This window comes from Delftia sp. WSY_10, from assembly GCF_043104705.1.
Lineage (GTDB): Bacteria > Pseudomonadota > Gammaproteobacteria > Burkholderiales > Burkholderiaceae_C > Comamonas > Comamonas tsuruhatensis.
Genome location: NZ_JBICKY010000015.1, coordinates 445113 through 469753, shown reverse-complemented (window position 1 = coordinate 469753; position 24641 = coordinate 445113). Strand labels below are relative to the sequence as shown.

The following is a 24641-nucleotide window of genomic DNA, read 5'->3' as shown; positions in this document are numbered from 1 at the left end:
GTTGCATGCAGCGCATCAAATTCGACATGGGGGAGCTGATCGCCTTCGTGACCACGGCCGAGAAGGCCAGTTTTCGCCTGGCCGCAGAAGCGCTTTTCCTGTCGCCGCCTGCCTTGAGCCGGCGCGTGGAGCGCCTGGAGTCGGTGCTGGGCGTGCGGCTGCTGGAGCGCACCACGCGGCAAGTGAAGCTGACCGAGGTAGGCCATGAATTCCTGCAGGAGGCGCGCCGGGCCCTGGCCGGCCTGGACGAGGCCGTGCAGCGCGTGGATGACCAGGTCAAGCTGCGCCGTGGCCGCGTGACGGTTGCCTGCGTGCCTTCGGTGGCCACCAATCTGCTGCCCCCGGTGCTGAAATCCTTTGCCGTGGAGCAGCCCGATGTGCAGGTGCACGTCATCGACGAGAGCGCGCACCAGGTGGTGGAGGCCGTGCTGCGCGGGGAGGCGGATTTCGGCCTGAGCTTCACGGGCAGCCAGGAGCCGTCGCTACGCTTTGAGGCGCTCACGCGCGAGCGCTATGTGCTGGCCATGCCGCGCAGCCATGCCTGGGCCGGGCGCAGCCAGGTGGAATGGGCCGAGCTGGCGGGCAAGCGCCTGGTGTCCGTCTCCCACCAAAGCGGCAACCGGCTGCTGCTGGACCAGGTGATGGCCGGCCTGCCAGAGCAGCCCGTGGCCTGGCACGAATGCAACCACGTCACGGGCGCCCTGGCCCTGGTGGAAGCGGGCCTGGGCCTGGCCGCCGTGCCCCAGCTGGCCCTGCGCCAGGACCATGCCCAGGTCTGCGGCGTGCCGCTGACCGCGCCCGATGTGTGGCGCACGCTGGGCCTGCTGCAGCGGCGCGATCGCATGCTCGGGCCTGTGGCGCAGGCGTTGCGGGAGTGTCTGGTGCAGGCCCAGGAAGCGGGCCGCTGAACGGGAATGCCGGTTCGGCAACGGCCCGCTTGTGCGCGATGCAGATGCCCGCCTCGCTTGTGGCCCGGATACTCCCCCGAACAGCACCGATGGGGCAGGTTTAAGGCTTTATATGAGTTTTAATCATGTAATTGTGAGATAAAACCATTTTACTTCATTGATTTGGCTCCATATCATCCGCTCCCATTGTTCGTTTGCATTTTGGGAAGCAGTCATGGCCATCACTTCACCTCGGACCGCATGGTCGCCACAACCGGCTCCCGCGTTGAACCCCGGCCATCTTGCGTGAGAGCAGCAATGACACGTCCACTTCGTCTGGTCGCCGTATCCGGCGGACTGCAGCGCCCCTCCAAGTCTGCCGCCCTGGCAGAGCATCTGTCTGATCTGATCGCCGACGAAGTTCCGTGCGAACAACGCCTGGTGGAACTGGGCCAGCTCGCGCCGCAGCTTGCCGGCGCGGTGTGGCGCTCGCAGTTGCCCGAGACGGTGGAGCGGGAGCTTGCGGCGGTGGAGCAGGCGGATGTGCTGGTGGTGGCCACACCGGTCTTTCGCGGCGCCTACACCGGACTGTTCAAGCACTTCTTCGACTTCGTCCACCAGGACGCCTTGATCGACAAACCCGTGCTGCTGGCGGCCACCGGTGGAAGCGAGCGCCATGCCCTGGTGATCGACCACCAGTTGCGGCCGCTGTTCAGCTTCTTCCAGGCGCGCACCCTGCCACTGGGTGTCTACGCGACCGACAAGGATTTCGTGGACTACCGCCTGCACGACGAGGCACTGCTACAGCGGGCCGCGCTGGCGGTTCAGCGGGCATTGCCGCTGGTAGAACTGAGGCAGCGCACCATGCCCCATCTGGCCGAATCAGCGGCTGTTGCATGAAGAAAACAACGGTTTTCTCTCCACGCCCATGGGCCTCCTGAACTCATGAAGCTGCTGGCCGGCCAGGACGTGATGGCGGGCCAGGCGCAGGGGAACATCCCAGGAATTCATGGTTTGCCCTGTATCGGATTCAGGCAGCTGTCTTGGAAAAAGACACTGAATCTGTCCAATGGCCAGACACTTTCGGCCCTGGCACGGGCTGCCTGGCCCGGGGGCACAAGGCCGTCCCTGTCTTGGTGCCGCCTGGGTGCCGTCTGGGCGTGCCTGGCACAAAGCATGCATGGTCCCCTTGCAAAACGGCAGGCCCAGCCAGGCCATCAAGCCGCAAACCCCAAAGGAGACAAACCATGCACCGCCGCCCCTTCCTCCATTGCACCATCGCACTCGCCGCCATGGCCGCTGCAGCTCCTGCTGCACTGGCCCAGCAGGGCGAGATCCGCATTGCCCACGTCTACAGCAAGACCGGCGCGCTGGAGGCCTATGGCAAGCAGACCCAGGCCGGGCTGCTGATGGGGCTGGAGTACGCCACGGGCGGCAGCATGGCGGTGAATGGCAAAAAGCTGGTGGTGATCGAGAAGGACGACCAGGGCAAGCCCGACCTGGGCAAGAGCCTGCTGGCCACGGCGTATTCCGATGACAAGGCCGATCTGGCCGTGGGGCCCACGTCGTCCGGCGTGGCGCTGGCCATGCTGCCGGTGGCCGAGGAGTACAAGAAGATTTTGCTGGTGGAGCCGGCCGTGGCCGATTCGATCACGGGCGACAAGTGGAACAAGTACATCTTCCGCACGGGCCGCAACTCCAGCCAGGACGCCATCAGCAATGCGGTGGCCATCGACAGGGCGGGCGTGACGATTGCCACGCTGGCCCAGGACAACGCCTTCGGCCGCGACGGGGTGAAGGCCTTCAAGGACGCCATCAAGAAGGGCAAGCTGGCGCATGAGGAGTACCTGCCTGCCGCCACCACGGATTTCACGGCAGGGGCGCAGCGGCTGATCGACAAGCTCAAGGACCAGCCGGGCAGGAAGATCATCTGGATCGTGTGGGCCGGGGCGGGCAATCCGTTCAAGATCGCGGACCTGGACCTCAAGCGCTACGGCATCGAGATCGCCACGGGCGGCAACATCCTGCCCGCCATGGCGGCCTACAAGAATCTGCCGGGCATGGAGGGCGCCACGTACTACTACTACGGCATTCCCAAGAACCCGGTGAACGAGGCGCTGGTGTCCATGCACTACAAGCAGTACAAGACGCCGCCGGATTTCTTCACGGCGGGCGGTTTCTCTGCGGCCATGGCCATCGTGACGGCGCTCAAGAAGACAGGTGGAGACACCAAGACCAACGGTCTGATCAAGGCCATGGAGGGCATGAGCTTCGACACGCCCAAGGGCCAGATGACCTTCCGCAAGGAAGACCACCAGGCCCTGCAGAGCATGTACCACTTCAAGATCCGCGTGGACCCGGCGCTGGCCTGGGGCGTGCCGGAACTGGTGCGCGAGATCAAGCCCGAGGAGATGCAGGTTCCCATCCGCAACGGCCGCTGAGCAATGTTGCGCACAGAGGATCTGACCATCCGCTTCGGGGGCCATGTGGCCGTCAACGGCGTGAGCTGCGCTTTCGAGCCGGGCACGCTGACGGCCATCGTGGGCCCCAACGGGGCGGGCAAGACCACGTATTTCAACCTGATCTCGGGGCAGCTCAAGGCCACGGCCGGGCGCGTGCTGCTGGGCGGGCGCGAGCTGACGGGGCTGGCCCCTTCGGCGCGCACGCGGGCCGGGCTGGGGCGGGCGTTCCAGCTCACCAATCTGTTCCCGCACCTGAGCGTGCTGGAGAACGTGCGCCTGGCCGTGCAGGCGCGCGACGAGGGGCCGCACCGGCGCGGCCTGAACCTGTGGAGCATCTGGAGCGACCACCGCGCGCTCACGCAGCGGGCGCTGCACATCCTCGACCAGGTGGCCCTGTCCGCCCGGCGCGACGAGGCCGTGGCCGCGCTGCCGCATGGCGACCAGCGCAAGCTGGAGGTGGCCTTGCTGATGGCGCTGGAACCCCAGGTCTATATGTTCGACGAGCCCACGGCGGGCATGAGCCATGACGAGGCGCCGGTGATCCTGGACCTGATACGCAAGCTCAAGCAGGACCGCAGCAAGATCATCCTGCTGGTGGAGCACAAGATGGATGTGGTGCGCGAGCTGGCCGACCGCATCATCGTGCTGACCAATGGCACGCTGGTGGCCGATGGGCCGCCGGCCGAGGTCATTGCCTCGCCTGTGGTGCAGCAGGCCTACCTGGGTGTGGTGCCGGAGCAGGGCGCCGTGAAGGAGGCCGCATGAGCGCTGCCGCCAACCTCAACCCAAACCCCAACCTGCTCGAACTGTCGGGCGTGCACACGCATATCGGGGCCTATCACATCCTGCATGGCGTGGACCTGGCCGTGCCGCGCGGGCAGCTGACCATGCTGCTGGGGCGCAACGGCGCGGGCAAGACGACCACGCTGCGCACCATCATGGGCCTGTGGCGGGCCAGCCAGGGGCGCATCGCCTTTGGCGGGGCCGACATCACGGCCCTGCCCACGCCCGCGATCGCGCGGCTGAACATTGCCTATGTGCCCGAGAACATGGGCATCTTCGCGGACCTGACGGTGCAGGAAAACCTGCTGCTGGCCGCGCGCGGCGCCTCGCGCGCCGACCGCATGGACGCGCAGCGGCTGCAGTGGATCTTCGGCATGTTCCCGGCCGTGGAGAAGTTCTGGAACCACCCGGCCGGCAAGCTGTCGGGCGGGCAAAAGCAGATGGTGGCGGTGGCGCGCGCCATCGTGGAGCCGCGCGACCTGCTGATCGTGGACGAGCCCAGCAAGGGCCTGGCACCGGCCATCATCGAGAACATGATCGCGGCCTTCGCCCAGCTCAAGGCGGGCGGCACGACGATTGTGCTGGTGGAGCAGAACCTGGGCTTTGCGCGCCGCCTGGGCGACCGCGTGGCGGTGATGGACAACGGCCGCGTGGTGCACGCGGGCGGCATGGCCGAGTTCTCGGCAGACGCGGCGTTGCAGCAGTCGCTGCTGGGGCTTTCGCTATGAACAAGCTGAACAGGCTGGATGTGGATTTCAAGCCGCTGCTGCTGGTGCCCGTGCTGGCCCTGGCGGCGCTGCCGCTGGTGGGCTCGGGCTCGACCTGGCTGACGCTGACGGTGGCGGGGCTGGCCATGGGGATGATCGTGTTCATCATCGCCTCGGGGCTGACGCTGGTGTTCGGGCTGATGGATGTGCTGAACTTCGGCCACGGCGTGTTCATCGCGCTGGGTGCCTTCGTGGCCACCAGCGTGCTGGGCGCCATGGGCGACTGGACGGGGTCGGACCAGCTGTGGCGCAACCTGCTGGCCGTGCTGCCGGCCATGGTGGTGGCCATGCTGGTGGCGGGCGCCATCGGGCTGGCGTTCGAGCGCTTCATCGTGCGGCCCGTGTACGGCCAGCATCTCAAGCAGATCCTGATCACCATGGGCGGCATGATCATCGGCGAGGAGCTGATCAAGCTCATCTGGGGCCCGCAGCAGATTCCGCTGCCGCTGCCCCAGGGCATGAAGGGCGCCTGGCTGCTGGGCGATGCCGCCGTGGAAAAGTACCGCGTGGTGGCCGTGCTGGTGGGGCTGGCGGTGTTTGCCCTGCTGGCCTGGACGCTGTCGCGCACCAAGATCGGCCTGCTGATCCGCGCGGGCGTGCAGGACCGCGAGATGGTGGAGGCCCTGGGCTACCGCGTGCGCCGCCTGTTCGTGGGCGTGTTCGTGGCGGGCTCGGCCCTGGCCGGGCTGGGCGGGGTGATGTGGGGCATGTACCAGCAGAGCGTGGTGCCGCAGATGGGGGCGCAGGTGAATGTGCTGATCTTCATCGTGATCATCATCGGCGGGCTGGGCAGCACGGGCGGGGCGCTGATCGGCGCGCTGCTGGTGGGGCTGATGGCCAACTACACGGGGTTCCTGGTGCCCAAGGTGGCGCTGTTCTCCAACATCGCGCTGATGGTGGCCATCCTGCTGTGGCGGCCTCAGGGCGTCTATCCCGTGGCGAACCGCTGAAGGAGTGATCGACATGCTCAACCGATTGCTTTCCGGCGACATGCCGCGCAGCCGCGTGCTGGCGGTGCTGCTGCTGTTGATCTTCCTGGGGCTGGCGGCGGCGCCCTTCTTGTTCCCTGGCGTGAAGGCGCTGAACGTGGCGGCCAAGGTGCTGATCTTCGTGGTGCTGGTGGCCAGCTTCGATCTGCTGCTGGGCTATACCGGCATCGTGAGCTTTGCGCACACCATGTTCTTCGGCATTGGCGCCTATGGCGTGGCGATTGCATCGTCGCGCATGGGCGCGGGCTGGGGCGCGCTGGCGCTGGGCCTGGGCGCGGCGCTGCTGGTGTCGCTGCTGCTGTCGCTGGCCATCGGCCTGTTCTCGCTGCGCGTGCGGGCCATCTTCTTTGCCATGATCACGCTGGCCGTGGCGGCGGCGTTCCAGACGCTGGCCTCCCAACTGTCGGAATGGACGGGCGGGGAGGACGGGCTGAGCTTCAAGCTGCCCGAGTGGCTGTCGCCCAGCTTCGAGCCCTTCGAGAACGAGGTGCTGGGCGTGCTGATCGACGGGCGCATCATCACCTACTACCTGCTGTTCGTGCTGGCCGTGGTGCTGGTGCTGGCGCTGCTGCGCATCGTCAATTCCCCGTTCGGCCGCGTGCTGCAGGCCATCCGCGAGAACGAGTTCCGTGCCGAGGCCATCGGCTACCGGGTGGTGGTGTACCGCACCCTGTCCAGCGTGCTGTCGGCCCTGTTCGCCTGTGTGGCCGGGGCCATGCTGGCGCTGTGGCTGCGCTATAACGGGCCCGATACCTCGCTGTCGTTCGAGATCATGATGGACTGCCTGCTGATCGTGGTGATCGGCGGCATGGGCACCATCTATGGCGCGGCGATCGGCTCGGTGCTGTTCCTCATCGCCCAGAGCTATCTGCAGGACCTGCTGCGCGTGGCCAGCGAGGCCGCGCACAGCCTGCCCTGGCTGGCCGCGCTGCTGTCGCCCGACCGCTGGCTGCTATGGCTGGGCGTGCTGTTTGTATTGTCGGTCTACTATTTCCCCACGGGCGTCGTGGGGCGTCTGCGTTCTTCCCGCGCCGGAGCCTGACCAGGGCCCCTGGCGCATTCGTGCATCAGAGAACTACCACAAGGAGATGGGCATGTTGAAGCGTGAAGAGATGGTGTCGTCGATTCCTGCAACCCCGTGGCGCTGGGCCGTCACGGCGCTGGCGGCGGCCGCGCTGGCGGCCTGCGGCAGCGGCGAGCGTGAGCCCAGCAACGACCTGCCCAAGGGCTTTACCGAGCTGGGCGCCACGGTGTATCCGGCCACGGCCACCGGCACGGGTGCCACGGCAGCCACGCAGGACTTGCTGACGGGCGGCCTGGGCAAGACGGGCCTGGGCGCCGCAGCTGCGCCCCTGTACGCGGACCCGGCCAATCCCACGGCGGCGGAGCTGCGGCGCAATGCGCTGTACTCCAACTACCGGGGCATCCTGGACCCCACGGCGGGCGGCGGCTACGGCACGCTGTACGGCCCCAACATCACGGCAGACGGGCAGGTGACTGCGGGCGAAGGGCTGATCCCCGGGCGCGAGTACCTGGCCGTGCTGGACGACGGCACGGGCCGCAAGCAGACCATGGTGGCCGTGCAGGTGCCGGACAGCTTTGACCGCAACCGGCCCTGCATCGTGCTGGGCCCGTCCTCGGGCTCGCGCGGCGTGTATGGCGCCATCGGCACGGCGGGCGAGTGGGGCCTGAAAAAGGGCTGCGCCGTGGCGCTGACCGACGCGGGCAAGGGCGTGGGCCTGCACAACCTGAGCGACGACACCGTCAACAAGCTGGACGGCACCCGCGCCACGCGCACGGATGCCGGCAGCCTGTCCTTCTTTGCCGCACGGCTGACCGATGCGGCGCGCGCCGCCTACAACGCGGCGTTTCCCAACCGCATTGCCATCAAGCACGCGCATTCCCAGCAGAACCCTGAAAAGGACTGGGGCAACGACACGCTGGCCGCGGCCCGCTATGCGCTGTACGTGCTCAATGCCCGCTATGGCACCACGCAGGACCCCGTGCCCTTCGGCAAGGACAACACGCTGGTGCTGGCGGGCTCGGCCTCCAACGGCGGCGCGGCCGTGCTGCGCGCGGCCGAGCTGGATACGGACGGCCTGATCGACGGCGTGGTGGCCTCCGAACCCGTGACCGAGATGCCCACGCGCCAGGGCTACACCATTGCCGTGGGCAATGCGACCATGCCCAACCCGGGCCGCACGCTGGCCGAGTACACCACCTACGGCAACATCTACCAGCCCTGCGCGGCGCTGGCGCCCGATGCGGCGCTGACCGAGACCTCGATCTTCAACTACATAGGCCTCACCGCCATGACGGCGCGTGCCGAGGCACGCTGCACCAGCCTGGCCGCCAAGGGCCTGGTCATCGGCGCCACCACGGCCGACCGTGCCGCCAATGCGCTGAGCAAGCTGCGCCTGTACGGCTGGACGCGTGACCACGACCGCATGCACAACGCCCACTACGCGCTGGGCAACGGCCCCATCCTGTCGGCCATGTACACCATGGCCTATGGCCGGTTTGGCGTGGATGCCAACCTGTGCCGCACCAGCTTTGCGGCCGCCAATGCCACGGGCGACGTGGTGCCCGCCACGGGGGCCGCGCTGGCCCAGAGCTTTGCCACGGCCAATGGCACGGCCAACGGCACGCCCGCCACGGTGGTCTACAACGACTCGGTGGGCGGGGCCAAGGCCTGGCAGTTTGCCGTGTCGCCCTCCACGCGCGTGGCCGACTTCGGGCTGGACAACGCGCTGTGCCAGCACGCGCTGGTGACGGGCTTCGATCCGGTGACCGGCTTCAACCTGTCCGAGAGCAGCGTGCCCACGCGCGCCCAGAGCGACGCCGTGCGCGCCGGCATCAACGAGGTGCTGCATACCGGCAGGCTGCGCGGCAAGCCCACCATCATCGTGGCGGGCCGCAGCGATGCGCTGGTGCCGGTCAACCACAATGCGCGCGCCTACACGGTGCTCAACCGTGGCCTGGATGGCTCCAGCACGCGGCTGCGCTATATCGAGGTGGTGAATGCCCAGCATTTCGATGCCTTCCTGCCGTTCTCGGGCTTCGACACGCGCTTCGTGCCGCTGCACCCGTACTTCAACCAGGCCATGGATGCCGTGTGGGCCAACCTGCGCAGCAGCACCGCGCTGCCCGCCAGCCAGGTGGTGCGCACCACACCGCGCGGCGGCCAGCCGGGCGCGGCGCCTGCCATCACGGCGGCCCAGGTGCCGCCCTTCGTGACGCGGCCCGCAACGGCCAACACCATCGAGGTCAGCGACGGGCTGATCCGCATCCCTGAGTGAGCCAGGCCCCGGGGCGGCCGGCTGCCACGGCGGCCGGCCGCTCCTGCACAGAGATTTCTTCCATGGCTTCCACAGCATCACCCTCGTCCGCATCCCCTTTTGTTGCCGTGCCGGATTCCCGCTACGCGCACTGCTCGGGCTATGAGATCCACTACATGGACTGGCAGCCTGCGCCCGGCGCGGAGCCTGCAGGTACGGTCATCGCCTGGCACGGGCTGGCACGCACGGGGCGCGACATGGATGCGCTGGCGCAGTTCCTGGCGGGGCAGGGCTGGCGCGTGGTCTGCCCCGACACGCTGGGCCGGGGCCTGAGCCAGTGGAGCCGCGCGCCGCGCGAGGAATACCGGCTGGGCTTCTACGCCCGCATTGCGCGCGGGCTGTTCGATGCGCTGGGGCTGGAGCGCGCGCATTGGGTGGGCACGTCCATGGGCGGGGCCATCGGCACGGTCTGCGCCTCGGGCCTGTTCGAGCCTTCGCTGCGCGCACGCATTGCGACGCTGGTGCTCAACGACAATGCGCCGCAACTGGCCGAGTCAGCGCTGGCGCGCATCAGGTCCTATGCGGGCCAGCCCCCGGCCTTCGATACGGTGGGCGAGCTGGAGGCCTTCTTTCGCCAGGCCTACCGGCCCTATGGCTGGCTCAGCGAGGCAGAGTGGCGCAAGCTCACCGAAACCAGCGTGCGCCGCCTGCCCGATGGGCGCGTCACGCCGCACTACGACCCGGCCATGATCGAGCAGTTCACGGCCCATGACGACGACTACGGCATCTGGCCGCACTACGACGCCCTGCAGATCCCCGTGCTGCTGCTGCGGGGTGTGGACTCGGACCTGGTGCTGCCCGAGGTGGCCAGGGAAATGACCACGCGCGGCCCCGGCGCGCGCGGCCTGCTGCACTGGCAGGAGGTGCCCGGCTGCGGCCATGCGCCGGCGCTGAACGTGCCCGCGCACTGGCAATGGGTGCTGGAGCATCTGCAGCGCGGCTGAGCATCAACCCGGGCCGGGCGCGGATGTTGCTGCCGCGCTAGCATTTGCGACGGGTGCAGCCTCGCCTTCTTTTTCGGGTGCGGGCACCGTCTGGGCAAGAGAGGCCTGACATGGGTTTTCTGGTGGAGCTGATCCGCGAGTACGGCTTCGGCATCGTCTTTCTCAATGTGTTCGTCGAGCAATTGGGCGCGCCGATTCCGGCCTACCCGGTGCTGGTCGTGACCGGTGCGCTGGAAGGCGCCGACTGGGTGCGCCTGCTGTGGCTGGTGGCCGTGGCCGTGAGCGCGGCGCTGATTGCCGACCTGTTCTGGTACCAGGCCGGCAAGGCCTACGGCCACCGTGTGCTGGGACGCATCTGCCGCATCTCGCTGTCGCCCGATGCCTGCATCCGCCAGACCGAGACCGTCTATGGCCGCTGGGGCGCAAGGTCGCTGCTGGTGGCCAAGTTCGTGCCGGGCTTCGCCTCCATCGCCAGCGCGCTGGCCGGCGTGATGGGCACGCCGCTGCGCAGCTTCGTGCTGTATGACGGGCTGGGTGCGCTGATCTGGGTAGGGTCGGCCGTGTACCTGGGCTCGCTGTTCAGCTCCACGGTGGAAGACCTGCTGGGCGTGCTCACCGCGCTGGGCCAGTGGGGCCTGTTGCTGCTGGCCGTGGCGCTGGGGCTGTTCATCGTGCGCAAGTGGTGGCAGCGCCATCGCATGGTGCGTTCATTGCGCATGCCGCGCATGTCGGTGCGCGAGCTGGCGGGCCTGCATGCCCAGGGCATGCAGCCCACGGTGATCGATGTGCGCGCCCTGCCGCAGTACCGCCAGGGCCATATCCCGGGTGCACAGTCCTGGGAGCTGCGCCCGCGCGATGGCGGCGAGTCGCATGCGCACCTGCTGCCCCAGCACGACCATCCTCACGGGGTGGTGGTCTATTGCGACTGTCCCAATGAAATCTCGGCCGCGCGGCTGGCGCGCCAGCTGCAGCGCGCGGGCTTCGCCAACGTGCGCCCGCTGGTGGGCGGCCTCAAGGCCTGGCAGGCGGCCGGCTTCGATGTGGAAACCGCGCCGCTGCCCGTGACGGCTGGCGCGGATGAGGGGCCGGCGCCCAGCGTCCCCTGACCTTGGTCTTGGTCTATTTGCCCGCCGGCATCGAGCAGTGCCCGCCTTGCGTGGCTTTGCCCGAGCCGGCCGCGATCAGCGGTGCCTCGAAGCGCAGGTCCACGGGGGGCGAGTGCAGGTGGTCCCAGGCCAGGAAGAGGACGAGCACGGCCCAGAAGACCGCGCGCAGGCTGTTCTGTTGTGTCATGGCGGGTCCTTTCAGAAGTTGAAGTGGCGGCGGATGCGCAGGCCGAAGATGGTGCCGGCAAAGGCCAGCGGCACCCAGATCCAGCCGTGGATGCTGCCCGTGGAGATGCCCGAGAGCATGGCGCCCACATTGCAGCCGAAAGCCAGGCGCGAGCTGTAGCCCAGCACCAGGCCTGCCACCAGGGCCACCATCCATTGCGTGCCAGTGAGCGGCTTGGCATTGACGGGCTTGGCGGCAGCCACCCACAGGGCGCCGCCCAGGATGCCGATGTTGGTGATGCTGGTCACGTCCAGCAGCACGGTCTCATGCAGGCGCGCGGCGTTGCCGGGCTGGCTCCAGAACCAGTTGCCGGCCAGGTCCACGGCGCCCGTGGCGTTGGCGATCTTGGCGGCCCACAGGCCGAAGCCGTAGACCACGCCCCAGGGCTGGCCCGCAATGACGAGGTTGAGCGTGGCCAGCACGGCCAGCAGCACCGCGCCCACCACCCACTTGCGCACGAACAGCGGCTTGGCCGGGCGCTTGAGTGCCATGTTGGCGCCACGCACATACCAGGCCACGCCCAGCGCGACCACGGCCAGCGCCGCCAGCGTGGCCAGCAGGGCAGGGGCCCAGCCCCAGGCCGTGACCAGGCCCACGGGCTGGGTGTTGCCCAGGTCCAGCCACCAGCCCAGGTGCAGGCTGCCCAGGAAGCTGCCGATGGCAAACACGGGCAGGATGGCCGCATTCATGGGAATGCCCATGCCGGCCTTGTACAGCGTGCCGCTGCCGCAGCCGTCCGCGATCTGCATGCACAGGCCGAAGACGAAGGCACCCACCAGCAGGCTGATGCTGGGCGGGCCCAGGGCAGCCGTGAGTTCGGGATAGTGGCCCAGCAGCGGCATGGCCAGCGCGGCGGCCAGCGCCAGCAGCAGCAACTGGCCGAAGACGCCGCTGGCGTCCTTGTCCTCGATCAGCATGCGCCAGCCGGTGGTGAAGCCGAAGCGCTTGCCGGCCAGCACCGCGCCCAGGCCCAGGCCCACGGCGAACAGCGCGGCCTGGCGCACCGAGACGCTCCACAGCAGCCAGCCAAAGAAAACGGCCAGGATGGCCGCAAGAGGAAGTCGTTTCATATCATTTTTCTCCATGCAGTCGCCCTCCCCCGCGAAGCGGGTAGAGAGGCGCCGTGCCACGGGGGGGAGGCGCGCAAGCGCCTCAAGGGGTGTTTATTTGAACTTTTTTTCCCACCACTGCTTGGCGTCGTAGGCCAGGGATTCGGCGCGGCCGGGCTGGTTGGCCATGGGCGGTGCATCGGCCTGCTGCGTCCAGTCCACCATGGAACCCGCATACAGCTTGACGCCCGGCAGGCCTGCGACTTCGGACAGGCCGAACCAGTCGGTGGCCGCCCAGTGGCCGGTGTTGCAGAAGGCCACCATGTCCTGGCCCTGCTCGCGCTTGACCTTGGCCGCAATCTGCTTGGCCGTGGCGGTATCGACAAAGGTGGAGGTGCCGGGCACGAACCACTGGTTGAAGTCCAGCTGCTGCGCACCGGGCAGGGTGCCCGAGAGCTTGGCGGCGGGCGCGCGCGTCTTGCCCTGGTAGAAGGCGTCGGGGCGCGAGTCCACCAGGGCGGCGTTGCTGAGCTTGACGTGCTGGCCCACGTCCTCGCGCGTGGCGATCAGGCTGGTGTCGAGCTGGGGCTGGTAGCTGCTGCGGGCCACTTTGACGGCCTCGTTGTCCTGCGGGAGCTTTTGCTCGTTCCAGGCCTTCATGCCGCCGTTGAGCACGGACAGCTCCTTGAGGCCCAGCAGCTTGAGCGTCCAGTACACGCGCGCTGCGGCGCCGAAGTCGGTGGCGTCCGCACCCGACGAGACCACGATGGCGTGGGTGGCCGGCGTCAGCCCCAGGGACTGCACGAGTTCGGTGAGCTTGGGCAGCTCGGGCAGCTCACCGGGGTTGGTGGCGGGGCCGCGCCATTTGCCGTAGGGGGCATTGAGCGCACCGGGAATGTGGCGCTCGCCATAGGCCTTGGGATCGCGGATGTCGATGATGCGCACGGCGTCCTGGCCGGCGGCTGCCTGCACGCCGGCAGGGGTGAGCAGGGGTTCGGCGGCGTGGGCCGTGCCGAAGGCGGTGCAGGCAAGGCCCAGCGCCAGCAGCGGGGCCGCCAGGCGCAGAGCGGGGGAAAAGGTCTTGGTCATGATGGCTGGGGCCGGTCATGGAAGACCGGCGGAACAAGCAACTGGAGTGCAATTGTCCCGCTTGCAGCATCTATATACAAAGACGCTTATGCATTCTGCTCATGAGGCAGGGTTATATGGCGCGGCGCAGAAGATGCAGAACGGCCTCAGCGCTGTGCGCCCACGGCCTTGGCGCGCTCCAGGCTGGCGTCCAGTTCGGCCTGCGGCGCCTTCTGCGTGGGCCAGCCCTGCATATGCTGCTGGGCGATGCGGCTCAGCGCCGTGATCCAGGGCGCGCTGTCGTTGAGGCAGGCAATGAACTCGAACTGCTCGCCACCGGCATGCATGAAGGCCTCGCGCGCTTCCTGGCTGATTTCCTCCAGCGTTTCCAGGCAGTCGCTGGTGAAGCCGGGGCAGACCACGTCCACCCGTTTGGTGCCGCTGCGTGCCAACTCGATCAGCGAAGGCTCGGTATAGGGCTCCAGCCATTTGGCCTTGCCAAAGCGCGACTGGAAGGTCACCAGGTATTGCGAGGGCGACAGGCCCAGGCGCTCGGCCAGCAGGCGTGCGGTCTTGCGCGATTCGCAGTGGTAGGGGTCGCCCAGGTGCAGCGTGCGCTCGGGCACGCCGTGAAAGCTCATGACCAGTTTCTCGCCACGGCCGTTGCTGCGCCAATGGGCCTCGATGCGCTGGGCCAGCGCGTCGATGTAGGCGGCGTCGTCGTGGTAGTGGTTGACGAAGCGCAGCTCGGGAATATGGCGCTGGGTGCGGGCCCAGTCGTAGACCGCGTCGAACACGCTGGCCGTGGTCGTGCCCGAGTACTGCGGGTACAGCGGCAGGATGAGGATGCGCGTGGCGCCCTCGGCCTTGAGGGCATCGAGCACGCTGGGGATGGACGGGTTGCCGTAGCGCATGGCATGGCGCACCAGCACGTTGTGCCCGGCCTCGCCCAGCCAGCCGCGCAGCAGCAGGGCCTGGCGCGCGCTCCAGTGCTGAAGGGGGGAGCCGTCCTTCTCATGCCAGACGGTGGCGTACTTGGCAGCCGACTTGGCCGGCCGCGTGCGCAGGATGATGCCGTGCAGGATGGGCAGCCAGGCAATCCTGGGGATCTCGACCACGCGGTCGTCGCCCAGGAATTGCGCCAGGTAGCGGCGCACGGCCGGGGCCGTGGGCGCGTCGGGCGTTCCAAGGTTGCACAGCAGCACGGCGGTGCGCTGGGGTTGGTCGTGGCGGAATGGGGGTTCTGGCGCAAAGCGGGATGGCATGGACCCGATTGTGGCAGGACGGAGCCGCCTGCCACGCGAGTCGGATGACCCGGCTGCTGCCGGCAACGGCTGCCTTCGCTATGCTCGAACCATGTCCCAAGCCACCATCGCCCCCCTCGCCGAATCCTCTCTTGACCCTGCATTGGCCGCATTGCAGCAGCTGCGCCGCAGCGGCCGCATCCGCGCCATTTCCATCGACCTGGACGACACGCTGTGGCCCGTGTGGCCAGCCATCTCGCGCGCCGAACAGGTGCTGCTGGACTGGCTGCACGCCCATGCGCCCACCACGGCCGCAGCGCTGCGCGACGTGGCCACCCTGCGCGCCATCCGCGTGCAGATCGAGCGTGACCGCCCGGACCTGGCCCACGACCTGAGCGGCCTGCGCCGCGAGTCCATCCGCCTGGCGCTGCAGCGCAATGGCGACGACGGCGCGCTGGCCGAGCCGGCCTTCGATCTTTTCTTTGCCGAGCGCCAGCGCGTGGACCTGTACGAGGACGCGCTGCCCGCCCTGCAGTTCCTGGCCGCGCGCTGGCCCGTGGTGGCCTTGAGCAATGGCAACGCCAGCGTGCATGTGGTGGGCATCGGCGAGCATTTCCATGCCGCGCTGAGCGCCAGCAAGGCCGGCATGGCCAAGCCCGATGTGCGCTTTTTCCACGCGGCAGCGGCGGCGGCTGGCGTGGCGCCTGACGAGGTGCTGCACATTGGCGACGACGCGCGGCTCGATGCGCTGGGCGCCATGGATGCGGGTATGCACGCAGTCTGGCTCAACCGCACGGGCGTAGCATGGCCTCACGAGGGGTCCACGCCCCACGTCACGGTGGCCAGCCTTGCGCAGTTGTGCCAGGGGCTGGCTGACAGCTGACCCTGCCTGCCCGCGAAGCCGCGCCATGCCATGCCCACCAGCCACAGCACCGCTTTCTTCCACCCCCCCGTCCTCCCCGCCGTGCGCAGCATCGGCTGGAAACACCCCCTGAGCTGGCTGGCGCGTGGCGCGCGCGACATGGCCAGGGCGCCCTGGCTGAGCCTGGCACATGGCCTGGTCTTGACCTTGATCGGGTTTTTGATCTTGACGCTGGGGCACAATCGCTTTTGGCTGATGGCTGGGGCCCTGTCGGGGTTCCTGATCGTCGGCCCTGTCGTGGCAACCAGCCTCTACGCCATCAGCCGTGCGCTGGAGCGTGGCGAGCGCGCCGACCTGTCCCTGGTGCGCAGCACCTGGATGCGCTGGCAAAGCGGCCACGCGTCCAAGGCCGAGGGGCAGGGCGGCTACTGGTGCCTGGTGCAGTTCGGACTGCTGCTGTCGCTGGCGGCCACGGGCTGGGTGCTGGTGTCGGCGTCGCTGATCACCGTGCTCTCGCCCGTGCGCATTGCCACTCCGGCGGATTTCGTGCAGCACGTGGTGCTGGCCCGCGACGGGCAGTTGTTTGCGATATGGCTGGCGCTGGGCAGTTTTCTGGCAGCGCCTATTTTTGCGTCCAGCGTGGTGGCCATGCCGCTGATGCTGGACAGGCGGGTGACGGTGCGCCAGGCCGTGCTGACCAGTTGGTTGGCCGTGCTGGCCAACCCTGTGCCTCTGGCACTGTGGGCCGCCCTCATTGTGTTGTTGACCCTGCTGGGCCTGGGCAGCTGGCTGCTGGGACTGGTGGCCGTGATGCCCCTGCTGGGGCACGCGAGCTGGCATGCGTACCGCGACCTGGTGGATGCGTCGACCTTTGCGGCGCGCTGAGCCGGACCGCCCGGCCTGACCGGACTTGCAGGGGAGGAGGTAGGACGGTGTTGTCGTGATATTCGGGTATACAGAAGAACAGATCGCCCATTTCTTCCTCACCTACGGCGTGGGGGCCTTCATCCTCTTCATGGTGTTCATCATCCTGCAGCTGGCACGCCAGTCCAAGGCAGGAAAGTTCGGCACCTTCGTGATCTTCCTGGGTCTGGGCGTGGGCTTTGTCGGCTACGTCGCCAAGATCGTCATCCAGTGGTGGATGGAAAAATGATCGTCACCCCCTGAGCCGCTGCGCGGCTTCCCCCTCTCTCGCTTCGCGGGAGGGGGACGACACCCTCGCGGCGGGGCGGCCCTTGCTCGGTGTCCCAGGCTTTGGGCTGCGTCGGTTTTTGTGCCCTGCTCAGCGCGCCTATCTTCCTGGCCTGCCTGCTCCTTGCTGCGCCTCTATTCCGCCTTGGCCCCCGCAGCCTTGATCACCGGGTCCCAGCGCTTGATTTCTGCGGCGGTGTGCTGGCGCAGGGCGTCGGGGGTAAGGCGGTCTGCGGGCGGGATGATGACGCTCATGTCCGTGAAGCGCTTGACCAGGGCGGGTTCGGCCAGGGCGGTGCGCAGCGATTTGTTGAGGCGCTCGATGACGGCCTGGGGCGTGCCTCGCGGGGCGTACAGGCCGTGCCATACGGCAAGCTCGAAGCCGGGCTGGCCTGCCTGCGCGAAGGTGGGCACATCGGGCAGGGAGGGCAGGCGTTCGCGCGTGGCGACGGCGTAGCCCTTGAGCATGCCCGCCTGTATGTGCGGGCCGGTGGCCACGGGCTGGTCGCAGATGACATCGACATTGCCTGCCACTAGGTCCTGCAGGGCCGGACCCGTGCCACGGTAGGGCACCAGGGTGGCCTCGGTGGAGGTGGTCTGCAGCAGCAGCATGGCGCACAGGTGGGAGGTGGCGCCTACGCCGGCATGCGAGAAGCGCACTTCGCCCGGCTTGGCCTTCATGTGGGCGATGAAGTCCGCCAGCGTGGCGGGCGCAAAGCCTTTGCTGCGCACCAGGATCATGGGCACGTCGCCGGCCAGCGCGATGGGTTCCAGGTCGCGCCTCACATCGAAAGCGAGCTTGCTGTAGAGCGCGGGCGCCGTGGCGATGCCCATGTTGTGCAGCAGCAGGGTGTGGCCGTCGGCCTGGGCGCGTGTGACGCGGCTGGTGCCGATGGTGCCACCGGCGCCGCCCAGGTTCTCGACGATGACCTGCTGGCCCAGGTCGCGCGTCATGGCCTCGGCCAGCACGCGGGCCAGCACGTCGGTGGAGCCTCCGGCCGCGTAGGGAACGACGATGGTGACGGGCTTGTTGGGGAAGGCCTGGGCGGCAAGGCTGGCTGCTGCCAGCGCGGCGGCGAGAAGGGTCTGGGCGAGGGGATTGCGGATGAGGGGGCGCATGGGTTTGTCTCCTGGAGGCGCGTGCAGGGGCCGCCGGCTCTGTGCGGCCGGTTGTCGGTGGCGTGTTTGGTGGCGTGAGGCAGGAAGGCAAGGGCCGCATGCGGCCCTTGACGACGGCGAGACGGCGCAGGCTCAGGCCGGGGCCACGTACCTGTACAGCTCGGTGTGGTCGGCGGCGGGTCCCAGGGATCTGGAGGCCTCGGCCGCCATGGCGCTGACCTGTTCGGCCAGTGCCATGGGCGTGTGCATGGCCTGGCCCAGCGACAGGGCAATGCCCACGTCCTTGGCCTGCAGCGCCAGCGAGAAGCCCGAGTTGAAGGCGCCGTTCAGCATGAACTGGTGGGCCTTGTTTTCGGTGGTGTTGTTCTTGCCGGTGGAGGCGTTGATCACGTCCACGATGGTGGCCGGCGCAATGCCGAAGGCCGCGCCTGCGTGGATGGCCTCGGCCGTGGCGATCAGGGCCGCTGCCGAGACATAGTTGTTCAGCGCCTTGAGCGCATGGCCCGCGCCCACGGGGCCGACATGGGTGATGGCCTGGCCCATGCGTTGCAGCAGCGGCAGGTGCTGGGCGAGCAGGTCCGCATCGCCCCCGACCATGATGGACAGCGTGCCCGCAATGGCGCGCTTGACGCCGCCGGAGACCGGCGCATCCAGCAGCCCGATGCCGCGCTCGCTCAGCAGGCCGGCTAGCGCGCGCGTGCGGTTGGGGTCGGCCGAGCTCATGTCGATGATGCAGGCGCCGGGCGGCAGGTGCGGTGCCAGTTCGCCGACCACGGCATCGACGATGCGGGAGTCGGGCAGCATGGTGAAGACCACGCTGCAGCCGGCAAAGTCGGCCGCGCCGGATGCCACGGCCACACCCGCATGTTCCTGCGCGAATCGTGCGGTGGCAGCGGGCACGGCGTCCCGGATGACCAGGGCGTGCCCTGCGGCGTGCAGCAGGTGGGCCATGGGCTGGCCCATCATTCCGAGGCCGATGAATCCTATGGTGGTCATGCTGCGTGCCTCAGATGTCCATCTCTTTGAAGACTTCCGACGCCACGCGGAAGGAGTCGATGGCGGCCGGCACGCCGCAGTAGATGGCGGTCTGCAGGAAGACCTCCTTGATTTCGTCCTTGCTCAGGCCGTTGTTGATGGCGCCGCGCACATGCAGCTTGAGTTCATGCGGGCGGTTCAGCGCCGTGATCATGGCCAGGTTCAGGAAGGAGCGCGTCCTGCGGTCCAGGCCTGGGCGGTTCCAGACATCGCCCCAGCAGTACTGGGTGACCAGCTCCTGCATGTCGATATTGAAGTCCGTGGCGTTCTGGATGGACGCATCGACATACTCGGCGCCCAGCACCTCACGGCGGGTGGACAGGCCCTGGTCGAAGAGGGTGGGGTTCTTGGGGGCGTAGGCTCGGGTCATGAAAACTCCTGATGGAAGGCGGTGAAGGTGTCTTTCGGTGGAATGGATTTAATCAGATTGTCAGACAATCCTACTTGATGAAAATCGGGATTGCCTGCCGCGGCAGGTGCGTGTATGACAATCCGTCAGTCCGCCCGGCCCCTGGATTGGCAGGTAGGATTCATCCCATGAACCAGATGCTGCGTGTCCCCCGCGAAGAAACGTCGCTGCGCCAGCGCACGACGCAGACCCTGCGCACGGCCATCCTCGATGGCGTGTTTGCGCCGGGCCAGAAGCTGTCCGAGCGCGAGCTGTGCGAGAGCCTTGATGTGAGCCGTTCGTGCCTGCGCGAGTCCCTGCAGCACCTGCAGGCCGAGGGGCTGATCACCATCGTTCCGCACCGCGGCCCCGAGGTCACGGACATCTCGGTGCAGGAAGTGCGCGATATCTACGAGGTGCGGGCCAGCCTGGAGGCGCTGGCCAGCCGGGGCTTTGCGCTGCATGCCTCGGCAGGCCAGCGCGCCGCGCTGCGCGCCAAGCTGGGCGAGCTGGCCGTGCCCGCCGTGGCCAGCGACAAGGTGGCCCTGCTGGCGATCAAGAACCAGTTCTACGACATCCTGATCGAGGGCTGCGGCAATCTGGTGGCCGGCCAGATGCTGCGGCAGCTGAACAACCGCGTGACGGTGCTGCGGCGCATCTCCATGTCCCAGCCCGGGCGCCTGCCGCAGACGCTGGCCGAGCTGGATGCCATCGTGGCGGCAATAGAGCAGGGCGACGCGGACCAGGCTGCGCGCCTGAGCGCCGAGCATGTGCAAAAGGCCAGCCAGGGCGTGTTGCGCGCCATGGCCGAGAAGGCAGGCCCGGCCAGCTGATACCGGGGCCTGTGCCTGGGGGTGTCAGTCCGTGTGCGCTCAGTCCGGCTTGACCTGGGCGCGCTTGAGCACCTTTTGCCAGCGTGCCTGCTCGGTGGCAATGAACTGCGCGAACTGCTGGGGCGTGCTGCCGATGGGCTCGGCCGCATCGCCCTGCAGGCGCTTGAGCGCGTCCGGCGCCTTGACGGCCTTGGCGCATTCGGCAGCCAGCTTGTCCACGTGGGCTCGGGTCATGCTGGAGGGAGCGAGCATGCCGTACCACTGCGTCATCTCGAAGCCCGGGAAGCCCTGCTCGGCCACGGTGGGCACATCGGGCAACTGGGGCAGGCGCTGGGTCGATCCCGTGGCGATGCAGCGCACCTTGCCCGCCTTGATGAAGGGCAGCAGGGCGGCGGCGCCGACCGAGGCGGCGTCCAGCCGGCCCGACATCAGGTCCGTCATCATGGGCCCCGTGCCGCGATAGGGCACGTGCAGCATGAAGATCTCGGCCGTCATCTTCAGGTACTCGAAGGCCAGGTGCCCGGCGCTGCCATTGCCGGCCGAGCCGTAGCTGAGCTGGCCGGGCTTCTTCTTGGCGTAGGCGATGAGTTCGCGCAGGTTCTTGACCGGCACATCGGGGTGGACCACGTACAGGCTGGGCACCTTGGCCAGCAGGCTGACGGGCTGGAAGTCCTTGTTGGCGTCGTAGGGCAGCTTGTCGAAGATGTAGGGATTGACGGCCAGCGTGCCGATGTGGCCCAGGATGACCGTGCTCTGGTCATCGGCGCGCGCCACTTCCTGCATGGCGATGTTGCCGGCCGCGCCCGGCTTGTTGTCCACGAAGACGTTCTGGCCCAGGGTCTTGGACAGCTCGGCCGCCGTGGAGCGCGCCACGATTTCCGAGCTGCCGCCCGGCGCAAAGGGCACGACAAAGCGGATGGGACGCGTGGGCCAGGCGTCCTGCGCCAGCGCGGCCGCAGGCAGCAGGCCCGACAGGGCCATGGCGCCCGTGCCGGCCAGCAGTTGGCGGCGGCCGAGCGGGGGCAGGTCTGCGTGGTGAAGAAAGTCGCGCGAAGGCATGTCTGGTCTCCTGGCTATCGTTGTAGTGAATGGGCAGCGGATGCGGCGCCAGCGATGGTGGCGCCGGCGGCTGTCAATCTGCTGTCAAACCAGGGTCTGCAGGCTACGGAGATACCCGGGGGATCAGGCTTTTCCCTCGGCACCCAGGGCCTGGCCGATGGCCTCGGCCGCCTGCATGCCGCTGCGCACGGCGCCTTCGATGGTGGCCGGATACGGTCCATCCACATGGTCGCCGCAGGCCCACAGGCCGTGGCCCAACTCCATGCCGGGGCGCTGCAGCTGCGGCAGGCAGGCGAAGGTGGCGCGCTTGTCGATCACGGTGCGCAGCGCAACCAGTCCATGCCAGCCCAACTGCGCCTGGGCCTGGGCCAGCACCTGGGCCTGCAGGGTTTCGCGGTCCGATGCGCTGTCGCTGATGACGAAGGCCATCAGGCCCTGAGGGCCGCCGAGTTGCCCACGGTCGAAGACGAATTGCGCAGGCGCATCGGACGTGGAGCGCAGCGCCAGCCAGGGCGCGCCCGGGGGCAATGTGTGGGAGGGATCGCCGGTCTGCGCATAGACGGTGGCAATGGGGCGGTGCTGCAGGTCCTGGGACAGTTGCGCCCAGCGCTGCAGGGCAATGCCGTCGCGCGCAGGCAGGCTGTCGTGCTCGGCAGCGGTGAGTGCCAGGCGCGCCGCCTCGGGCGCGGGGCAGGCCAGCAGCACGACGTCGAAGGGCGCATCTTCGGCCTGGGCTGCGCCCAGCGTCCAGTGCGGGCCCTGGGGCTGCAGTTCTGCGACGCGGCTGCCCAGGCGCACGGCGTGGCCGCGCTCCTGCAGCCACTGCGCGGCCGGCGCCGGGAACAGGCTGCCCAGGTCACGGCGCGGCACCAGGAAATGCGAGCCGCCACGGCCGCTGAACAGCGCATCGCGCAGCACGCGAAGGAACACCGTGCCGCTGGCCAGGTGAATGGGCGTGTTGAGTGCCGAGATGCACAGCGGGTCGATGAACTCGCTGACCAGGCGCTGCGGCAGGCCGGCGCACAGGTCGGCCACCGTGGCTTGCGGCGCGCAGCGAAAGCCCGCCAGCCGCCAGCGCACGGCACGCGCCAGCAGGGCTGCACGCTCGCCCAGGCTCCAGCCGCGTGCGGTGGCAATGCCGGCCAGCGCATCCAGCGGCGCAGGCCAGTCGGGAAAGCGCAGGCCGCTGCCATCGGCATAGGGCAAGGCCATGGGCTGGCGGTGCAGGGCCTGTTCAGGGTCCACGCCCACCTCGCGCATGAGGCGCAGGCTTTCGGTGTACGCACCGATGAGGATGTGCTGGCCGTTGTCCACGCGCAGCGGGCCCTGTGGCGTGTCGAGGTCCATGCCGCGCGCACGGCCGCCGGGCTCGCGTGCGGCCTCGTGCAATGTGATGTGCCAGCCGCTGCGCGCCAGCGCAAGGGCGGCCGCGAAGCCGGCCCAGCCTCCGCCGAGGATGGCGGCGCGCGGCTTGTCTTTGGAGCTCTCTCTGCTCACCGCGCCATGCGCCCCAGCGCCTGCATCTTCCAGGCCAGCCACAGCTTGCGCAGCGGCGGCAGGCTGATGCGCTGGTGCAGCACGCGGAAGTCGTCGGCCTCAATCTCGCGCAGCAGGGTGCGGTAGATGCTGGCCATCATCAGGCCGGGCTTTTGCGTGCGGCGGTCGGCCGCGGGCAGCAGGGCCAGGGCCTCGTCGTAGAGGCGGTGGGCGCGCTCGGCCTGAAAGCGCATCAGCGCGGTGAAGCGGTCCGAGTATTCGCGCTTGGTGATCTCATGCGCCTTGACGTCGAACTGCTGCAGCTCGCTGATGGGCAGGTAGATGCGTCCGCGCATGGCGTCCTCGCCCACGTCGCGGATGATGTTGGTCAGCTGGAAGGCCAGGCCCATCTTGTGGGCGTAGGCCGTGGTTTCTTCCTGCGTCTGGCCAAAGATGCGCGCGGCCACTTCGCCGACCACGCCTGCGACCAGGTGGCAGTAGCGCGCCAGGCCCGGGAAGTCGAGGTAGCGGGTCTGCTCCAGGTCCATGCGGCAGCCGTCAATGACGGCCTGCAGGTGGCGCTCTTCGATGGCGTAGACCGGAGCGTGCGGCATGAGCGCCCGCATCACGGGATGCGAGGGCTTGCCTGCAAAGGCCTGGTGCACTTCGTTCTGCCACCAGCCGAGCTTGGTGGCGGCCACGCCGGGGTCGGAGACTTCGTCCACCACGTCGTCCACTTCGCGGCAGAACGCATAAAAGGCGGTGATGGCGGCACGGCGCTCGCGCGGCAGGAAGAGGAAGGCGTAATAAAAGCTGCTGCCCGAGGCGGCAGCCTTGTCTTGGACGTACTGATCCGGATTCATATGGGGCGGGATTGTCCCATGGACGGCTGGGAGCCAAAGCCTGGGTGTCGCAACGGCCGGCCCGCCATCACATGCGCAGGGCGCGCCACAGCAGCAGCGGCGCATCGGCCTTGCCGACGGTGGGGCGGCGGTAGAGGCTGGCGCCCTGCAGCGCATCGACCTTGTCCAGGATGCGCAGCCCGCCCTGCACGACCAGGCGCAGCTCCCAGCCGATGCGGCCCGGCAGGCGGTGCACCAGCGGTGCGCCGGACTGCATCAGTGCACGCGCCCAGGCCGACTGCTCGGCCAGCAGTGCGCGCACGGCAGGGGTCAGCGCAGCGGGCTCGGCGCGCAGGTCTTCACGCCGCACGCCATGGGCGGCGCAGTCGGCATCGGTCAGGTAGTGGCGCTGGCGTGGCAGGTCCACGCTGAAGTCCTGCCAGAAATTGATCAGCTGCAGGGCGGTGCAGATGGCGTCGCTGCGGGCCAGCGATTCGGCATCATCCACCCCGTACAGATGCAGCAGCAGCCGGCCCACGGGATTGGCCGAGCGGCGGCAGTAGTCGAGCAGCTCGGCGCGGTCGGCGTAGGTGGTGCCGGATTCGGTCTTGCGCACGTCCTGCGCGAAGGCGCTGAGCAGATCGTCCATCAGCGCCAGCGGCAGCTGGTGGGCGCGTACTTGCGGCGCCAGCCCTGCAAAGACAAGAGGCCAGGCCGTGCGGGCGAGCATGGAGGCCTCGCCTTCGGTGCCCAGCGCCATCAGGTCGGCACGGTAGGCGGCCAGCGCGGCCAGGCGCTCGGGCGGTGTGGCGTCGCCCTCATCGGCCAGATCGTCTGCAGTGCGTGCGAAGTGGTAGAGCGCGGCAATCGGCGGGCGCAAGCGGGGCGGGCACAGCCAGGACGCCACGGGAAAGTTCTCGTAGTGCGTGACCGGGGCGGGGGAGGCGGGCAGGGTGGGAGCGGTGGACTTCAC

Annotated in this window: 25 protein-coding genes; 14 read left to right on the top strand and 11 right to left on the bottom strand. The window is 68.4% G+C overall.

The window, feature by feature from the left end:
* The first annotated feature begins 5 nt into the window (after window positions 1–5).
* The 10 genes from ACF8ML_RS08615 to ACF8ML_RS08570 all read left to right on the top strand — a co-directional run bounded on the left by ACF8ML_RS08615 (window position 6) and on the right by ACF8ML_RS08570 (window position 11276).
* On the top strand, window positions 6–908 hold the full coding sequence (locus tag ACF8ML_RS08615) for a LysR family transcriptional regulator (protein ID WP_016449615.1): 903 nt from the start codon (window positions 6–8) through the stop codon (window positions 906–908).
* Window positions 909–1205: 297 nt separating this feature from the next.
* The gene (msuE, locus tag ACF8ML_RS08610; protein WP_016454049.1) at window positions 1206–1787 is read left to right on the top strand and encodes an FMN reductase; all 582 of its coding nucleotides are present in this window, start codon (window positions 1206–1208) and stop codon (window positions 1785–1787) included.
* 347 nt (window positions 1788–2134) lie between these two features.
* The gene (locus tag ACF8ML_RS08605) at window positions 2135–3328 is read left to right on the top strand and encodes a substrate-binding domain-containing protein (RefSeq protein ID WP_017406780.1); all 1194 of its coding nucleotides are present in this window, start codon (window positions 2135–2137) and stop codon (window positions 3326–3328) included.
* A 3-nt stretch (window positions 3329–3331) separates the two neighbouring features.
* Window positions 3332–4114: an ABC transporter ATP-binding protein gene (locus tag ACF8ML_RS08600; RefSeq protein WP_012204469.1), complete on the top strand. Its 783-nt coding sequence runs from the start codon at window positions 3332–3334 to the stop codon at window positions 4112–4114.
* A complete protein-coding gene (locus tag ACF8ML_RS08595; RefSeq protein ID WP_016454051.1) occupies window positions 4111–4860 on the top strand; it encodes an ABC transporter ATP-binding protein in 750 nt (249 codons plus the stop codon). Before ACF8ML_RS08600 ends, ACF8ML_RS08595 begins: the two co-directional genes overlap by 4 nt.
* Window positions 4857–5849, top strand: coding sequence for a branched-chain amino acid ABC transporter permease (locus ACF8ML_RS08590; protein WP_016449610.1), 993 nt, complete (start codon window positions 4857–4859; stop codon window positions 5847–5849). Before ACF8ML_RS08595 ends, ACF8ML_RS08590 begins: the two co-directional genes overlap by 4 nt.
* A gap of 13 nt (window positions 5850–5862) precedes the next feature.
* The gene (locus ACF8ML_RS08585; protein ID WP_392406960.1) at window positions 5863–6930 is read left to right on the top strand and encodes a branched-chain amino acid ABC transporter permease; all 1068 of its coding nucleotides are present in this window, start codon (window positions 5863–5865) and stop codon (window positions 6928–6930) included.
* A gap of 52 nt (window positions 6931–6982) precedes the next feature.
* On the top strand, window positions 6983–9187 hold the full coding sequence (locus ACF8ML_RS08580) for a 3-hydroxybutyrate oligomer hydrolase family protein (protein WP_061289074.1): 2205 nt from the start codon (window positions 6983–6985) through the stop codon (window positions 9185–9187).
* A gap of 62 nt (window positions 9188–9249) precedes the next feature.
* Entirely contained in the window at window positions 9250–10170 is a 921-nt protein-coding gene (locus ACF8ML_RS08575) for an alpha/beta fold hydrolase (RefSeq protein WP_288899361.1), read from the top strand.
* A 110-nt stretch (window positions 10171–10280) separates the two neighbouring features.
* Window positions 10281–11276, top strand: a complete 996-nt coding sequence (locus ACF8ML_RS08570; protein ID WP_016449606.1) for a rhodanese-like domain-containing protein — start codon at window positions 10281–10283, stop codon at window positions 11274–11276.
* 13 nt (window positions 11277–11289) lie between these two features.
* Here ACF8ML_RS08570 and ACF8ML_RS08565 read toward each other — a convergent pair whose 3' ends face one another.
* The 4 genes from ACF8ML_RS08565 to hemH all read right to left on the bottom strand — a co-directional run bounded on the left by ACF8ML_RS08565 (window position 11290) and on the right by hemH (window position 14884).
* Window positions 11290–11463, bottom strand: coding sequence for a hypothetical protein (locus tag ACF8ML_RS08565; protein ID WP_016449605.1), 174 nt, complete (start codon window positions 11461–11463; stop codon window positions 11290–11292).
* An 11-nt stretch (window positions 11464–11474) separates the two neighbouring features.
* On the bottom strand, window positions 11475–12572 hold the full coding sequence (locus ACF8ML_RS08560) for a YeeE/YedE thiosulfate transporter family protein (protein ID WP_043823824.1): 1098 nt from the start codon (window positions 12570–12572) through the stop codon (window positions 11475–11477).
* Window positions 12573–12665: 93 nt separating this feature from the next.
* Window positions 12666–13640: a sulfurtransferase gene (locus tag ACF8ML_RS08555; RefSeq protein ID WP_374005629.1), complete on the bottom strand. Its 975-nt coding sequence runs from the start codon at window positions 13638–13640 to the stop codon at window positions 12666–12668.
* A 146-nt stretch (window positions 13641–13786) separates the two neighbouring features.
* Window positions 13787–14884, bottom strand: coding sequence for a ferrochelatase (gene hemH / locus ACF8ML_RS08550; RefSeq protein WP_374005628.1), 1098 nt, complete (start codon window positions 14882–14884; stop codon window positions 13787–13789).
* A gap of 91 nt (window positions 14885–14975) precedes the next feature.
* Here hemH and ACF8ML_RS08545 point away from each other — a divergent pair, with 91 nt between their 5' ends.
* From ACF8ML_RS08545 to ACF8ML_RS08535, 3 genes are read left to right on the top strand one after another with little or no spacing between them, the layout of a single operon-like run.
* Entirely contained in the window at window positions 14976–15746 is a 771-nt protein-coding gene (locus ACF8ML_RS08545) for an HAD family hydrolase (RefSeq protein ID WP_141834014.1), read from the top strand.
* A 30-nt stretch (window positions 15747–15776) separates the two neighbouring features.
* Complete coding sequence (locus tag ACF8ML_RS08540; protein WP_374005627.1) at window positions 15777–16610, top strand: DUF2189 domain-containing protein; 834 nt, start codon at window positions 15777–15779, stop codon at window positions 16608–16610.
* 55 nt (window positions 16611–16665) lie between these two features.
* Window positions 16666–16878, top strand: a complete 213-nt coding sequence (locus ACF8ML_RS08535; RefSeq protein WP_016454060.1) for a DUF2788 domain-containing protein — start codon at window positions 16666–16668, stop codon at window positions 16876–16878.
* Window positions 16879–17051: 173 nt separating this feature from the next.
* Here the strand turns inward: ACF8ML_RS08535 and ACF8ML_RS08530 are convergent, their stop codons facing one another.
* The 3 genes from ACF8ML_RS08530 to pcaC all read right to left on the bottom strand — a co-directional run bounded on the left by ACF8ML_RS08530 (window position 17052) and on the right by pcaC (window position 19440).
* Window positions 17052–18035 (bottom strand): tripartite tricarboxylate transporter substrate binding protein BugD, encoded by a 984-nt coding sequence (locus ACF8ML_RS08530; RefSeq protein ID WP_016454061.1) that lies wholly within the window; start codon window positions 18033–18035, stop codon window positions 17052–17054.
* Window positions 18036–18167: 132 nt separating this feature from the next.
* Window positions 18168–19031, bottom strand: a complete 864-nt coding sequence (locus ACF8ML_RS08525; protein ID WP_192368149.1) for an NAD(P)-dependent oxidoreductase — start codon at window positions 19029–19031, stop codon at window positions 18168–18170.
* A 10-nt stretch (window positions 19032–19041) separates the two neighbouring features.
* Window positions 19042–19440 (bottom strand): 4-carboxymuconolactone decarboxylase, encoded by a 399-nt coding sequence (gene pcaC / locus ACF8ML_RS08520; protein ID WP_392406954.1) that lies wholly within the window; start codon window positions 19438–19440, stop codon window positions 19042–19044.
* 167 nt (window positions 19441–19607) lie between these two features.
* Here pcaC and ACF8ML_RS08515 point away from each other — a divergent pair, with 167 nt between their 5' ends.
* Window positions 19608–20291 (top strand): GntR family transcriptional regulator, encoded by a 684-nt coding sequence (locus ACF8ML_RS08515; RefSeq protein WP_392406952.1) that lies wholly within the window; start codon window positions 19608–19610, stop codon window positions 20289–20291.
* Window positions 20292–20330: 39 nt separating this feature from the next.
* Here the strand turns inward: ACF8ML_RS08515 and ACF8ML_RS08510 are convergent, their stop codons facing one another.
* The 4 genes from ACF8ML_RS08510 to hpnC form a co-directional block, all read right to left on the bottom strand.
* Window positions 20331–21350, bottom strand: a complete 1020-nt coding sequence (locus ACF8ML_RS08510; RefSeq protein WP_099751390.1) for a tripartite tricarboxylate transporter substrate binding protein — start codon at window positions 21348–21350, stop codon at window positions 20331–20333.
* A gap of 123 nt (window positions 21351–21473) precedes the next feature.
* Window positions 21474–22847: a hydroxysqualene dehydroxylase HpnE gene (gene hpnE, locus ACF8ML_RS08505; RefSeq protein WP_392406950.1), complete on the bottom strand. Its 1374-nt coding sequence runs from the start codon at window positions 22845–22847 to the stop codon at window positions 21474–21476.
* Window positions 22844–23689 carry a presqualene diphosphate synthase HpnD gene (gene hpnD, locus ACF8ML_RS08500; protein ID WP_016449592.1) on the bottom strand — a complete coding sequence of 282 codons (846 nt, stop codon included), beginning with the start codon at window positions 23687–23689 and terminating at the stop codon, window positions 22844–22846. Before hpnD ends, hpnE begins: the two co-directional genes overlap by 4 nt.
* Before the next feature lie 67 nt (window positions 23690–23756).
* A complete protein-coding gene (hpnC, locus tag ACF8ML_RS08495) occupies window positions 23757–24641 on the bottom strand; it encodes a squalene synthase HpnC (RefSeq protein ID WP_353178910.1) in 885 nt (294 codons plus the stop codon).